This is a genomic window from Flocculibacter collagenilyticus, from assembly GCF_016469335.1.
In the GTDB taxonomy this organism is placed as follows: Bacteria; Pseudomonadota; Gammaproteobacteria; order Enterobacterales; family Alteromonadaceae; genus Flocculibacter; species Flocculibacter collagenilyticus.
Genome location: NZ_CP059888.1, coordinates 3,310,326 through 3,324,861, shown reverse-complemented (window position 1 = coordinate 3,324,861; position 14,536 = coordinate 3,310,326). Strand labels below are relative to the sequence as shown.

The window sequence follows — 14,536 nt, the reverse complement described above, 5'->3', positions numbered from 1 at the left end:
GATTAACTTATATATTAATGCTTACTTTGATTGTTGGTACTTACTAACTCGATCATCGACATGATGGTGTCGCCGTACACTTCGATCAGCTCACCTGATAGGGTGTTTGGCGATGCATTGGCTCTTTCTAACCGAGTGATAGAGCGACGTAATTTATGGTAATGCACAATCCCAATAAACTCGTTTCTTCTATTAATTACAGGAGCCACATCCTGTTGCTGCCAAATATTTAATTCACTTGCTGTGGTTAAGTCGTGTGTTGCGCTAAGCGTTCTGGGACGTTTATGAATGAGCGAAGCAATTAACGCTTTAGGCGATGCATGTAATAAGTCGCCAAGAAAAATTTTCCCTTCGAGGTTGCGTTGTTTATTCACCACGAAAACATCCTGTAAGTAAGCAACTGTTTTTTTCTTAATGCGAATCAGTACATCATCAACGGTCATGCTGCTGCCAGCAATTAAAACATCGGTATCAACAACAGCACCTAAGGCATGCTCAGGGTAGCTGATGAGCATTTTGCATAATGCCTGTTTTCTTATAGGCAGCGCAGCTAAATGAGCTTTGCCTTCTTCTGTTGGCATATATCGCAAAATGGCGGCTACGTCGGCGAGGTTCATTTGTTCGAAAATCTTATAGCTTTTTTCTGCTGGAAATAACAACAGCAATTTAGCTGCAATACTCGGTTGCATTAATTTCAGTATGTTGGCCGCAGTTGAAGAAGGCGCCTCTTTTAATAAACTTAATACATGCTCGGTGGGCATTAATTCTAATTGGCTTGCAGCTGCTTCAGGCTCTGCGGTTAAAAAGTGGAGTGAAAGCTTAAGCTGAGAGGCGATCATGGTAACTCCGTTATTATTATTAGTAAGCGCAGACGATTAGCATGGGTTAATGACTAATTGGTGCATTGTCATCGCCACCGTCACGTTCAATCACTTTACTGATCTTTTCCATGCAGCTTCGGGCTGGGATCAGTGTTTTTCCTTTGTCAGTTTCGACTATGATCATACTGGATGATATTTCCATCAATTTACCTTCTATCTCGCCTATTTTGATGCGATCGCCAACTTGAAAATGCTTATTCGCTTGTTTAGCGCCGACAAGATTTTTGATTAACTCACTGCTGCCTAACCCGTAAGCTAACGCGAACCCTAAACTAAGCACACCAAGCTGAACAATAATTAAGGTAGTTACAAATTGAATATTAATACCAAGCTGCTCAATACCAATAACGATAGCGATAAATATCACAATCCACTTTACAAGCGCGCCAAGCCGGTGACTATGTTCAAATCCAGTAGTTTCAGCGGCTGCTACCGTCATGGTGTAGGCAATACTGCCAAGAAAGTAACCCGCTAGAATGATAATGGCGCCTGCTAATATTTGCGGTAAGTAGCTTAAAAACTCTTTCAACCATGTAGCAATAAATTCCATTCCTAAACTGGATGTGGCAGCCGCGAAGAAAAATAGCATTACTACCCAGAAAACAGTTTTACCCGCTATGCGAGCATGTTTGGGTTGTATGTCTACTGTTTTGTCGGGTAAAAACGAAGCGATAATTTTATTTAAAAAATTACTGACGAACTCAACTAAGCTGGTGGTCATTTTGGATAAGAGCCAAGCGATAATCCAGCCTATAAATATTAAGAGTATGGCGCCAAATAGCTGTGGCACATAAGCAACTAAGTAACTGATTAACTGCTCGTAACTGGAGCTTAATGAATGTTGCCAGCTATTATTCATAATAATTCCTGTGAAAACAGATATATCGTATAAGATTAGTAGACTATTGATGAAATACTATGTGTTCTTGCAAATAGTATTACTTTATTTTTTAAGTGACTTAACGTGACGATTGAGCCTTTATATTATGACGATTGATTTATTTATTTGGATGGGAATTGCCGTTTGTATCACCCAGTCGGCGATTTTTTCAGGGCTTAATTTAGCTTATTTTAGTATGAGCCGATTACAGCTTGAAGTTGAAATGATGCACAAAAATAAGAGTGCAGAAAAAATTCTAGTATTGCGAGAGGATTCTAATTTTTTACTGGCAACAATTTTATGGGGCAATGTGTCAATTAATGTATTACTAACGCTATTGTCTGACTCTGTATTAGTAGGAATATATTCGTTTTTATTTTCCGCAGTTGCGATCACATTTTTAGGCGAAATTTTTCCTCAAGCTTACTTCTCACGTAATGCCTTAAAAATGGCATCCCTGCTAACACCAGTGATAAAATTCTATCAATTTTTGCTGTATCCTGTGGCAAAACCTACAGCAATCATGCTAGATGGTTGGCTTGGGCGCGAAGGCATTACTTATTTTCGTGAAGAGGAATTAAAGTCCATTATTACTGCGCATGCTCAAGCGAATGAAGCGGATGTTGAGCATGTGGAAGGTGTTGGCGCTTTAAACTTTTTAGAAATTGATAAAGTGTCTGTGCAAGAAGAAGGTGAGCTGCTTGATCCTAGTAGCGTGCTCACATTACCGTGCACACTCGATTTACCCATTATTCCCGCATTATCAAGTGATGAATCTTCCGACTTCATTAAAAAGGTTAATCTGTCAGGGCATAAATGGGTGGTACTCGTAAACTCAGATAATCACCCATTATTGGTGCTTGACGCTGATGGCTACCTTAGAGCCACTTTAATGAGAACCGAAAAGTCAGAGCCTGATCCTTATCAGTTTTGTCACCGTCCTGTAGTGGTAACAAGTGAAGATTGTACGTTAGGCGCGGCCTTACAATTATTAAAAGATGGACCGATTGAAGAACAGCATTCAACAGATGTGTTGAATCATGATGTGATTTTGGTGTGGACAATGCAGGACCCAAGAGTGATTACTGGCGCTGATATTTTAGGCCGGCTATTAAAGGGAATTGGACAAACTGAAGGTTGAGTGAAATTTATACAAAAAAATTGATATTTAGTATTGCAATGAAAATTTAGCTCTGTACAATAGACAACCAGTAAGAAACGGCAAGGTGCTTGAAAAGGCACTCGCGCAAAACCACCGGTCTACGGGTTTATACCTACGACAGCGGGGCTACCTAACACTAATGTTAAAGTCCTTGTGGTTTAATTAATAAGTTAATAAACAAGGTGCCCTCATGAAAAATTTATTACTTCCTTTAATTTTACTATCTCCATTTGCTGTTGTACCAACTACTGCAAGCGCGTCTGACTTGGCTGTAAGTGTTTGTGAATACGTATCTGCTGATGATAAGAAACGTCTTCGTAAATTCTTAAAATCGAATAACCTGAAAATCAGAAACATCTTCGACGGCGTAAAATGTAACGGTTCTGACTTATTAAGCTTTGCCTCTGCGCAAAACGCAGTAAACACGGGCACACTAATCATCAAAAAATTACCAAAAAACACGGTAGCATCATTAATGGGTAACATTGCAAACGCTGACCTGTTATCTGCTGCACAAAAACGTGCAGGGTAATTAATCCCTGTATGTAGGCTCTCCTTAGCCTTACAATTAGTTCTACCGCTGCAAAACCTCGTGTAAACGGGGTTTTTGCATTTCTGGTGGCTGAAAAATCAAATGGAATATTCGAAATTACTTGTAAGCAATACGTTAAATTGATATAAACGCCGCCGATTATCTTTAATTCTGTTTATGGCTAATTAATAACAATTATGCGGTAAAGGGATAAAGCAAATGAATATGGTGGATGTAGGTTTCTCTGGACAACGCTAAGCACGTTCACCGCAGTTTTTCACTCAATATGCAAGGAACAAGCATGTCTTTAAAAACGATTATTGGTAGCTCACTGGGTTTAGTTGTTCTATCTGGTGGCCTTACTTACTACACAAATCATCAGTACAAAACAGAAGTTGGAGATAAAATAGCAGAGGCAAATGTGGCCTTGTCTCCAATGATGTCACTTTCATATAACGTTACTTCGTCCGGTGTGTTTAGCGTTGACGATGAAATTACCGTGACATTAAATGAAAAAGAAATGAATGGTAACGCAAGCGACAGCGAGCAAGCGGTGGTGAAGATTACCAATGCCTGCACAATTTTACCTTTAATTGTTAACTGTGATTCAAAGCTAGTACTACCTTCTGAAGCAACTGCAAAGCTTGCAGAACACGACGTGGCTGAAATTGATTATGATATGGGTTGGTCAATGAATTATTGGGCCGACACGATAGCGGGTCACTTTGTTATGCAGCCATTTGATATTAATGCCAATACCAATGCCGGGGAAGCCTTTGCATTGAACGTACGTGGCATTGACATCAAGTTTGAAGGTGAAGCTGGTGGTGAAGCATTAGCAAGTGTTGGCAAAATCAACGGGATGAAATTTACAGCGGAAAATCGCAATTTCGATATTGGACTAATTAGTTTTGACAGTGACGCGAAGCGCCTAGGTGATCAGTACTTATTAGGCACTAGTGACATGACGTTTCATAAATTGCGCATTAATACTCCTGAAGAAGTGGTGGCATTAGATAATTATACAATTAATACCAATACTACGCTTTCGGATGACGAGCAAAAGCTCAACGTTTCAGCGGTTATGGCATTGGAAGCGCTGAATATAGATGCTGAAACTAATCCTCTTAAAACTGAATTAAAAGATGCGAAGTTAGCAATTGAACTAAATAACTTAAATAAAGATATTTTTGCTCAACCAATGTATCACGACGAACCTCTGAAACAAATGGAGCATGTCGTTCAATTGTTAGGTGAAGACGGGCTAACGGTAAAACTGAATCAATTATCAGGTGTATTTAACGAAGTGAAGTTAGATTCTAATGCACAAATCGATGTTGCGCCTTTTACTTTTGCAGATACGCAAACACCATACGGGTTGCTTGAGCGCGTTACATTTAGTTTAGACGCACTAGCGTCACAAAACTTAGTCACAGTGTTCGCAAATATAAAGCCGATGATTGACCAATTTCAACAACAGCAAATGGTTATTCAAAATAAAGAAGGTAACTTTACTACCACAGTAAAATTTGCGGACGGTGCGTTAACGGCAAATGATAAGTTACTAAGACAGGTGTTTTAATCTTACACGCGTATTAGTGTGTAATTTGCAATATTAGTTATTTACGGCAGGTTTGTTTTCAACACTCCTGCCGTTTTTATTTGTCTCTATTATTCAAGTTCAGTGATTAACACAGGTACTTTAAATTTTTTGCCGTCTCGTGCGATTGTAAAATTTAGTGTGGTACCGGGCAGCGTGTCAGCAACAATATCAAGCGCCTCTTGAATATTAGTCAGTCTTGTCTCCTCGATAGCAAGTAACACATCACCGCGTTTTAACCCTGCATTCCAAGCTGGGCCTAATGGGTCAAGGCTACCCACTAAAATACCTGCAACAAGTTCTGCTGTGCTACTTACTTCTGCGCCAGCACTGTTTATTGAAACGCCTGTAATACCTAAGTAACCTCTGATCACTCTGCCATGTTCAATAATTTTATTCATCACTTTTATCGCCACATGATAAGGCACAGCAAAGAAAATGCCTTGAACGTCGATATTAAAGCGTGCTTGAAAATTATTGGTATTGGCTGCGTTAATGCCAACAAGTAACCCATTAGAATTAACTAACGCCCCACCTGAGCTACCGGGGTTAATTGCGGCATCCATTTGTAAAAAGTCGGCGTGGCTTGAACCTGTAATCCCTTTTTTGCCTGTTGCGCTAATAATCCCTTGGGTAATCGTTTGTCCTAAGTTTAATGGGGTGCCGATCGCTAGTACCACGTCACCAACTTGAGGGTTAATTTTAGGATCTTGTGGGATAACAGGCAGGTTGTCGGTGTCAATTTTTAACAGCGCCAGATCGGTTAACTTGTCACTACCCACTAATTCTGCTTCTAAGCGTCTACCATCTTGTAGCGCCACTGCAATTTGGTCTGCGTTGTCAATCACATGATAAGCGGTAAGAATATAACCGTCGCTATTCATTAATACGCCTGAGCCTAACTCAACAGAGCGCGATTGTTGACTTAAATATCTTGGATCTTTGGTAAATGACTCGGAATAAATATACACCACCGCAGGTGAGGCACTGCGTACCGCAGCAGAATACGATACCGCGGGCGGATGTTGAGTAGACGATTTGAAAATGACACTGTTTAAGTTCAGATCACCGCGCAACGAGGGAAAAAAGATAATCACCAAAAAGGCGATAGCCAACCCGTAGCTTATCGATTGCAATAAAAATAAAAGAGTTTTTCGCACAATTGTTAAATTCTATGAATAATAAAGTGTTAAGCATAACACTTGAATAATAAACTGAAAACAAACAAAAAAGCGGCTTTACGCCGCTTTTGAATAAATACACACTAAATGTATGAAAATATAATGTTAACGAATAAGTATGTAGCTACGAGAGTTACCACGTTGGATATTTAAGGCTATTACGCCAGATGCATTGTTTAGTGCTTTTCTAAGCTCAGCAAGGTTCTCAATTCTTCGACGGTTAATGCCTAAAATAACATCGCCTTCCTCTAAGCCAATTTGTGCAGCAGGTGAGTTTGCATCTATTGAGGTAACTTTTACTCCTTCAATGTTATTAACTGTTTCACCGTTAATTAGTGTTGCCCCTTCAAGGGCTTGGTGTAACGCTTTTGCCGCAAGGGTTGCGCCGTCGGTTTCTTTTAAGGTTACGGTTACGGTCAGTTCATCGTCGCCATCACGAATGATGCCTAGCTTCACTTTTTTACCAGCACCTTGTGTGGCTATTTTACTTCTTAATTCGCTGAAGTTTTTAATTTTAATTCCGTTTACAGAAGTAATCACGTCACCTGCTTTTAATCCTGCTTCTGATGCGCCAGAGTCAGGTGTTACTTCACTAATAAATGCACCTTGTGCAACAGACAAATTCATCGCATCTGCAAGCTCGGATGTTACAGGGCCACCTTTAATGCCTAGCACGCCGCGTTTTACTTCACCGTATTCAATTATTTGTTCAACAAGGTTGCTCATCATATTTGACGGAATAGCAAAGCCTATACCTACGTTGCCGCCATTAGGGCCATAAATGGCAGTGTTAATACCAATCAGTTCGCCATTTAAATTAACGAGTGCGCCACCCGAGTTCCCGCTATTAATAGCAGCGTCGGTTTGAATAAAATCTTCATAGCCTTCTATATTTAAGCCACTGCGGCCAAGTGCGCTAATAATGCCGGAAGTCACAGTTTGGGTTAATCCAAACGGATTGCCAATCGCAATGGCAAAGTCACCAACACGAATTTTGTCTGAGTTTGCTAGTTTTATTTCGGTCAGCTTTTCTGGTTTTATTTTTAATAAGGCAATATCACTGGCTTTGTCGCCGCCAATTTTTTTAGCGTCTAACTGTCGGCCATCTTTTAATGTGACAACGATATCGTCTGCGCCATCAATAACATGGTAGTTTGTGACGACGTAGCCTTCATCGGCATCAATAATGACGCCAGAACCTAATCCTTGAAATGGACGGTTTTCGGCATACTCACTTGGCGCTCTAGGGCCGAAAAAATAGCGGAATGCTTCAGGAATACGCTGTTTAACTTGTTTATTGCCTTCAACTGAAATACGAACAACCGAAGGGGTGGTTTGCTCTAACATTGGCGCCAAACTTGGCATTTCTTGTTGCCCGAATGAGAAAGGAATTTTCGCTGTCGCGTAGTTCGGGGCGAGTAATAGTGATGTACTAAGTACTAGTGAGGCAATAACTTTATTAGGTCTAGATAGGGATAGTGATTTGTAATACATGTAACTACTCCGTTTGGTCTTCTAAATTCATAAATGTTAGTTAATAACGATATATGAATGCTGTTTTTTAATTTCAATATGTTCAAATTAATACAATGAAACTAAAGACCAACGGAGCAGTGATAAAGTTCAAAAAACTCAATAAATAGTTTTAATTAGCCCACGCTTTTTTCTTTGTCAGCGTTTAGCAAGCCACTTGAACCTTGAGAGTAATCTTGTGGCTGACTATCGGGTGTATGTTTATTGCGTTTTTCTTCTTGTAATTGATCAAGTGACGCTTGAAGTTGCTCGGTGGTTTCTTTTGAAAAGAAAGGGAATAAGTCGCCTTTGGCTTCTGAACGCTGCAACATTTTAGATGTTTGATCAACATGAGTAACGATTTCTTCGTAGTTGTGCTTTAGCTGACTCATTAGTGCATTGGTTGTCGCAAAATGTGACGCAATGTCTTGTTTGTACTGTGTTAGCTCATTTTGCGTTTGCTCAACCTGTTGTTGTAGCTCGCTGGTTGAAATTTGTCGCTTGGTCCATACGCGGCCGATAATTAAACCGACTAAAAAAGTAACGATGGCAATTAATGTGGTAGAAAGAAATGACATCTACATGCTCCTAAAAAATACATTGCGTAATATTAACTCAAATCTATGCCTATACTGGTAAGGCATGTTAAGATTCACGTCGTTTTGTGCCTCTATAGATAACAGTATAACCTTAAAAATGAGTGATTTGACGCCTTTAAAAAAATATCAGCAAGATTTATTACGTGATGATTTTCAATATGACGCAGCTCAAGAAAATGCGGTTAAGCATTTAGAGCGGTTATATCAGGATTTTGTTGCGCGTCAAAGCACTGAACCTAAATCATCGGGTTTACTGGCTAAAGTATTGAATTATTTTTCAACTGAGCCATCAACAGGCACGCCATTAAAAGGTATTTATTTTTGGGGGGGAGTTGGTCGTGGTAAAACGTATTTGGTAGATACCTTTTATGATTGTTTACCAACCGAACGGAAATTAAGGATCCATTTTCACCGTTTTATGCATAAAGTGCATGACGAGCTAAAATTGCTACCCAATACGGCGAATCCGCTCAATATTATTGCGGATAACTTTAAAAAGCAGTTTGATATTATTTGTTTTGATGAGTTTTTTGTCTCGGATATTACGGATGCTATGTTGCTAGGTACATTAATAGAGGGACTTTTTCAGCGTGGCATTACCTTAGTGGCAACATCGAATATTGTCCCTGACGACTTATACCGTAATGGTTTACAGCGTAGCCGATTTTTACCTGCCATAGCGTCGATTAAACAGCATACTGAAACGGTGAATGTAGATAGTGGCATTGACTATCGTTTACGCACTTTAGAGCAGGCAGAAATTTATCATCATCCGCTTGATGAACAAGCTGACTTAAATTTGAACACGTATTTTGAACAATTAGCGCCTGAGCTTGGCTCGCGTGATGCGCAAATTGAAATTGAAGGGCGGATGCTTAAGACCCGCTATTTAGCCGATGGTGTCGTTATGTTCGAGTTTACAGAGCTATGCGAGACTGCCAGAAGCCAAGTTGACTACATGGAGCTAAGTAGGGAGTTTCATACGGTACTGCTAGCTAATGTTAAATCGATGAGCGCTAAAAATGATGATGCAGCGCGACGCTTTATCGCGTTGGTCGACGAGTTTTATGAGCGCAATGTGAAACTGATCATATCTGCTGAAGTTGCGTTAGAAGCGCTTTATACACAAGGTAATTTAGCATTTGAATTTAGACGTTGTGTTAGTCGTTTACAAGAAATGCAGTCATTAGAATATTTAGCAAGACCTCATATTCCTTAGTAGACCTTAATAGATAAATTCTCTGGGTGTTGAATCACCGACTCACTTTAATTCTAACGAAGTCATGAGCGTTATTTGTACAAAGTATATCTTGTGTTACACGGTTATATTCTGTATAATCCCGCGCCTGCCTACGTTACCCGCTGGTTAACCTTTTAGCCGGGGTTGGTCAGCCGCACTCGAAGGGGTGCAATAGTATGCGTCCTCATAATAATGTAGGTCGTATTGGTGTAACTTTTTATAAATTAGGTTTTTATTCAATGAAAACGTTTGTAGCAAAACCAGAATCTGTAACGCGTGACTGGTTCGTTATTGATGCTGAAGGTAAAACTTTAGGTCGTATGGCGACAGAAATCGCACGTCGTTTACGTGGTAAGCATAAAGCTGAGTATACTCCTCATGTTGATACTGGCGACTATATTGTTGTTATCAATGCAGAGAAAGTAACTGTAACTGGTGCTAAAGCACAAAACAAAATGTATTATTCACACTCTGGTTACCCAGGCGGCATTAAAGAGATCAACTTTGAAAAGCTTCAAGCTAAAAAGCCAGAGATGATCATCGAAAAAGCTGTTAAAGGTATGTTGCCACGTGGTCCGCTAGGTCGTGCAATGTTCCGTAAACTAAAAGTGTACGCAGGTGCTGAGCACAATCACGCTGCTCAACAACCTCAAGTGTTAGACATTTAATTCGGAGCAAAATAGACATGGCAGATAATCAATACTACGGTACTGGCCGTCGCAAGAGCTCAACAGCTCGCGTATTCCTTAAGTCAGGTACAGGTAACATCGTTGTTAACAATCGTCCTCTTGACGAATTTTTTGGTCGTGAAACTTCTCGCATGGTTGTTCGTCAGCCGTTAGAGCTAGTTGAAATGCTTGAAAAATTTGACGCGTACATCACTGTTGCTGGTGGTGGTACTACTGGTCAAGCTGGTGCGATCCGTCACGGTATCACACGCGCTCTTATGGAGTTTGACGAGTCAATGCGTCCTGCATTACGTAAAGCAGGTTTCGTTACTCGTGATGCTCGTAAAGTTGAGCGTAAGAAAGTGGGTCTACATAAAGCACGTAAGCGTCCACAATTCTCAAAACGTTAATCGTTTTTTGCTTTCAAAAACCCAGCTTATGCTGGGTTTTTTTATGCCTGAAATTCACGGTTGTGACATTATTCAGATATTTACAAATACCTTGTAACGGCTATAGTGTGAATCAGGTGGTGTATAGTTGTGCTTGTTTTCTGTCATCAATCGGTACTAATTTAAGATCTTAAGGTGTAGAAGCATATGAGCTTTTCTTTGCGTTCAATTGTTAGTGTGGTTTTAAAAATATTTATCGCATTGTGCGTTGGTTATATTATCAGCGACATGGAAATAAAGGCGTTTTCAAAGCAACAGCAATTACAAGTAGAAGAAACCGCTCAAGCAGTACAAAGTGAATTAGAAACGTATATTAAATCCTTAAGGCACAAGTCTGATGTTTTTCAGATTAATCAAGAGCCAATGCTAAGTGCGATGGTCCAAAAATCCTACCAAGTCAATAAAGACGAATATTTTGTCATTCTAAATCGTTTAAAAATGCAATTAGATAATAGTCGGTTGTATACAGTTGTAGACACAGAAGGCGAGGGCGTATTTAGTCACATTACAGGAGATTTTCTCGAGTCGTGTGAAGAAGAGGTGAAGCTATTTATTCGCAATCACGAGCAAAAATCTATGTTTTTACATCGTTCGGGAAAGCATCAGCATTTTGATGTAATTATTAAACGGCCGAGCACTGCAGATGGCGAATTATTTTTTGTCGCATTTAATACCGATAAATTAACTGAAATATTAAATAAGTACCAAATTAGTGCGGTTAAAAATTGGTTAGTAAGCTATCAAGATGATGTCCAAGTTGAACTGACACCAGATTACAAACAATTGGAAGATATTCCCAAAGAAGTCATCAACCAATTTAAGTCAGAGCATTTCTTATTACCTATCCATAATACACAGTGGTATGTTGCCAGTTTCCCAAGCGCTGAGAGTTTAGCCAAATATTCTAAATCTGTGTGGTTGCGTAATTTATTAATTTTGTTAGGTGCCACCATTTTGCTTTGGTTAGCCGAAATAATAACGAGGAAAAAATAGGCGGTATTCATAATTGTGCTGATTAATAACCTAAATGGCTTTAGTTTGCTGTTTTAATGTGAAAAAACTAGGTATTTTCTTGTTTTAGTCTAGGCTTTTATTTATCATCTGAGCATTTGAATATTACAATAATAAGCAGCTGATCATCAGCGGCATCTTTGTGTAAAAATCAAGCACTAAGACATCAATGTGGAGATAAGTGGATGAGCAACACGCCTGTAGATAGCAGTCGTCGTCGATTTCTAACCGTAGCAACCTCTGTGGTTGGCGGTGTAGGGGTTGTGGCGGCAGCTGTCCCGTTTATAGCGTCATGGAATCCGAGCGCCAGAGCTAAATCTGCGGGGGCACCTGTAGAGGTGGACATCGCAAAGATTGAGCCGGGGCAAATGATTCGTATCGAGTGGCAAGGTAAACCTGTTTGGGTTATTTCGCGCACACCTGAAATGATAAAAACGTTAGATAGCATTGGGGACCAGCTACGTGATCCATCGTCAGATGAAGATCAACAGCCTGAATTTGCTAAAAATGCGTACCGCTCAAAGCGACCAGAGATTTTTGTTGCTGTAGGTATTTGTACTCACCTAGGTTGTTCTCCAACATATTTACCGAATAGCTTTTCTGAGCAAGTTGAAGGTGTACCGTCAGGCTTTTTCTGCCCTTGTCACGGCTCAAAATTTGATATGGCTGGCCGAGTATTCCAAGGTGTTCCAGCGCCTCTTAACTTAGTTATTCCTCCATATTCATATTTAAACGACACTACAGTGCTTGTTGGTGTTGAAGAGGGAGCAGCGTAACATGTTCAAAAATATTGTAGATTGGATTGACGCGCGTATTCCAATGACCCGTGTATACGAAATGCACATGTCAAAATACCCAGCGCCAAAAAATATGAACTTTTGGTATGTATTCGGCTTTTTAGCGACCATCGTTCTGATTAACCAAATAGTTACAGGTATTTGGTTAACCATGAGCTATGAACCTAGTGGTGATGGCGCATTTGCATCTATCGAATATATTATGCGTGATGTTGAGTATGGTTGGCTGTTGCGTTATATGCACTCCACAGGCGCATCAGCATTCTTCGTTGTTATTTATCTTCATATGTTCCGTGGCATGATTTACGGCTCATATCAAAAGCCGCGTGAATTATTATGGCTATTTGGTATGTTCATTTACCTTGCGTTAATGGCTGAAGCATTCATGGGTTACTTATTACCTTGGGGGCAAATGTCATACTGGGGCGCACAGGTTATTATCTCGTTATTCGGTGCTATTCCAGTTATCGGTGACGACTTAACCTTATGGATCCGTGGTGACTACGTCATCTCAGGTGCAACGCTAAACCGCTTCTTTGCATTACATGTAATAGCATTGCCTCTTGTTATTGTTATTCTTGTATTCTTACACATTGTGGCGTTACATGAGGTAGGTTCTAACAACCCTGATGGTATAGAAGTTAAACGTAAGAAAGGCTCGCTTTCAGAAGAAGAAAAAACAAAATGGGACATTCACGAGTACTACACGTCTAAAAAAGACATTATTAATGATGTTGTACCATTTTTCCCGCATATGGTTTTAAAAGACTTAATGGCGTTTGCAGTGTTCTTGGCGCTGTGTTCGTATGTTATTTTCTTTAATCCAGCTATGGGTGGTTACTTCTTAGAAGCGCCAAACTTTGAGCCTGCGAACCCGTTAAAAACGCCTGAGCATATTTTCCCTGTATGGTACTTCACGCCTTTCTACGCCATCTTGAAAGCTGTACCGCATAAGTTGGGTGGTGTTATTGCGATGTTTGCAGCGATAATTATGTTAGCGTTATTACCGTGGATTGATCGTGGTAAGGTTCGTTCGATACGTTACCGTTGTGGTTTCCACAAGTTAAACTTAGCGATGTTTGCAGTAGTGTTTATTATTCTTGGTTATGCTGGTGGTACACCTGCTACATCACTAACAGAAATTTTAGCGCCAATTTGTACGCTACTTTATTTCGCATTTTTTGGGTTCTTATGGCTGTACAGTGGCAATGAGAAAACTAAACCACTACCAAATAGGGTAACAAAGTAATGAAAAAGATATTAATTGCCTTAACATTATTAGTACCATCTTTGGTAAGTGCAGCTGGTGGAAGTAATGTTCCATTAGAGTCTGCGAATATCGACTTAACTGATCAAGCGTCGTTGCAACGTGGCGCTAAATTGTTTATGAACTACTGTCTTGGTTGTCACCAAATGCAGTATCAGCGTTATGAAAGAACGTTTAACGACATCGGTATTCCAGTAGAGTTAGGTAAAGAAAACCTAATCTTTACTGGTGCGAAAGTGGGTGAGCATATTAAAAATGGTATGCCTGCTGAAGATGCTAAAAAGTGGTTTGGTGCTGCGCCACCAGACTTAACGCTTGAAAGCCGTTTACGTACACCAGATTGGATTTACACGTATCTTAAGTCTTTTTACGCTGATCCAAGTAGACCGTTTGGTGTAAATAACACTGTGTTTCCACAGGTAGGTATGCCACATGTACTACAAGAGCTACAAGGCGTTCGTTATAAAGCTAAAGAGTCACGCTTAGTTGACGGCGAAGTAGTAGAAGACGAAGTCTTTAAGGTAGACGGTAGTGGTGAATTAAGTGAAGAAGAATATGATCAAGTAGCACGCGACTTGACCAACTTCCTAGCCTACGTTGGTGAACCAATGCAGCTTGAAAGAAAGAGCATGGGCTGGAAGGTTTTGCTATACTGTCTCGTTTTCTTTATTTTAGCAGTCTTACTGAAGAAAGAATTTTGGAAAGACGTAGACTAACTACTAGATTTTAATACATAAAATTTACTATGGGGGCAATT

General features: G+C 40.0%; 15 protein-coding genes and 1 riboswitch. Of the genes, 10 read left to right on the top strand and 5 right to left on the bottom strand.

What is annotated here, in order from left to right; all coding sequences use genetic code 11:
* Positions 1 to 14: 14 nt before the first annotated feature.
* A complete protein-coding gene (locus HUU81_RS14760) occupies positions 15 to 839 on the bottom strand; it encodes a magnesium transporter (RefSeq protein WP_199609683.1) in 825 nt (274 codons plus the stop codon).
* Between the two features lie 46 nt (positions 840 to 885).
* Positions 886 to 1,740, bottom strand: coding sequence for a mechanosensitive ion channel family protein (locus HUU81_RS14755; protein WP_199609682.1), 855 nt, complete (start codon positions 1,738 to 1,740; stop codon positions 886 to 888).
* Positions 1,741 to 1,867: 127 nt separating this feature from the next.
* On the opposite strand from HUU81_RS14755, the gene HUU81_RS14750 reads away from it, so the two are divergent.
* The 3 genes from HUU81_RS14750 (at position 1,868) to HUU81_RS14740 (ending at position 5,037) form a co-directional block, all read left to right on the top strand.
* Positions 1,868 to 2,902 carry a DUF21 domain-containing protein gene (locus HUU81_RS14750; RefSeq protein WP_199612090.1) on the top strand — a complete coding sequence of 345 codons (1,035 nt, stop codon included), beginning with the start codon at positions 1,868 to 1,870 and terminating at the stop codon, positions 2,900 to 2,902.
* 69 nt (positions 2,903 to 2,971) lie between these two features.
* Positions 2,972 to 3,057, top strand: a riboswitch (cyclic di-GMP riboswitch).
* 56 nt (positions 3,058 to 3,113) lie between these two features.
* Positions 3,114 to 3,455 carry a DUF3718 domain-containing protein gene (locus HUU81_RS14745; protein ID WP_199609681.1) on the top strand — a complete coding sequence of 114 codons (342 nt, stop codon included), beginning with the start codon at positions 3,114 to 3,116 and terminating at the stop codon, positions 3,453 to 3,455.
* 301 nt (positions 3,456 to 3,756) lie between these two features.
* Positions 3,757 to 5,037, top strand: coding sequence for a DUF945 family protein (locus tag HUU81_RS14740; protein WP_199609680.1), 1,281 nt, complete (start codon positions 3,757 to 3,759; stop codon positions 5,035 to 5,037).
* Positions 5,038 to 5,126: 89 nt separating this feature from the next.
* Here the strand turns inward: HUU81_RS14740 and HUU81_RS14735 are convergent, their stop codons facing one another.
* The 3 genes from HUU81_RS14735 to HUU81_RS14725 form a co-directional block, all read right to left on the bottom strand.
* Positions 5,127 to 6,215 carry a trypsin-like peptidase domain-containing protein gene (locus HUU81_RS14735; protein ID WP_199609679.1) on the bottom strand — a complete coding sequence of 363 codons (1,089 nt, stop codon included), beginning with the start codon at positions 6,213 to 6,215 and terminating at the stop codon, positions 5,127 to 5,129.
* 126 nt (positions 6,216 to 6,341) lie between these two features.
* Positions 6,342 to 7,730 carry a DegQ family serine endoprotease gene (locus HUU81_RS14730; RefSeq protein WP_199609678.1) on the bottom strand — a complete coding sequence of 463 codons (1,389 nt, stop codon included), beginning with the start codon at positions 7,728 to 7,730 and terminating at the stop codon, positions 6,342 to 6,344.
* A 155-nt stretch (positions 7,731 to 7,885) separates the two neighbouring features.
* Entirely contained in the window at positions 7,886 to 8,326 is a 441-nt protein-coding gene (locus HUU81_RS14725) for a YhcB family protein (protein WP_199609677.1), read from the bottom strand.
* Positions 8,327 to 8,453: 127 nt separating this feature from the next.
* Here HUU81_RS14725 and zapE point away from each other — a divergent pair, with 127 nt between their 5' ends.
* From zapE to HUU81_RS14690, 7 genes are all read left to right on the top strand, one after another.
* Positions 8,454 to 9,566 (top strand): cell division protein ZapE, encoded by a 1,113-nt coding sequence (zapE, locus tag HUU81_RS14720; protein WP_325071802.1) that lies wholly within the window; start codon positions 8,454 to 8,456, stop codon positions 9,564 to 9,566.
* A gap of 260 nt (positions 9,567 to 9,826) precedes the next feature.
* On the top strand, positions 9,827 to 10,255 hold the full coding sequence (rplM, locus tag HUU81_RS14715) for a 50S ribosomal protein L13 (RefSeq protein ID WP_199612089.1): 429 nt from the start codon (positions 9,827 to 9,829) through the stop codon (positions 10,253 to 10,255).
* Positions 10,256 to 10,272: 17 nt separating this feature from the next.
* Positions 10,273 to 10,665, top strand: coding sequence for a 30S ribosomal protein S9 (rpsI, locus tag HUU81_RS14710; protein ID WP_199609675.1), 393 nt, complete (start codon positions 10,273 to 10,275; stop codon positions 10,663 to 10,665).
* A gap of 186 nt (positions 10,666 to 10,851) precedes the next feature.
* A complete protein-coding gene (locus tag HUU81_RS14705; RefSeq protein ID WP_199609674.1) occupies positions 10,852 to 11,697 on the top strand; it encodes a hypothetical protein in 846 nt (281 codons plus the stop codon).
* 203 nt (positions 11,698 to 11,900) lie between these two features.
* A complete protein-coding gene (gene petA, locus HUU81_RS14700) occupies positions 11,901 to 12,491 on the top strand; it encodes a ubiquinol-cytochrome c reductase iron-sulfur subunit (RefSeq protein ID WP_199609673.1) in 591 nt (196 codons plus the stop codon).
* Position 12,492: 1 nt separating this feature from the next.
* Positions 12,493 to 13,761, top strand: a complete 1,269-nt coding sequence (locus HUU81_RS14695) for a cytochrome b (RefSeq protein WP_199609672.1) — start codon at positions 12,493 to 12,495, stop codon at positions 13,759 to 13,761.
* Entirely contained in the window at positions 13,761 to 14,495 is a 735-nt protein-coding gene (locus tag HUU81_RS14690; RefSeq protein WP_199609671.1) for a cytochrome c1, read from the top strand. Before HUU81_RS14695 ends, HUU81_RS14690 begins: the two co-directional genes overlap by 1 nt.
* Positions 14,496 to 14,536 lie beyond the last annotated feature (41 nt).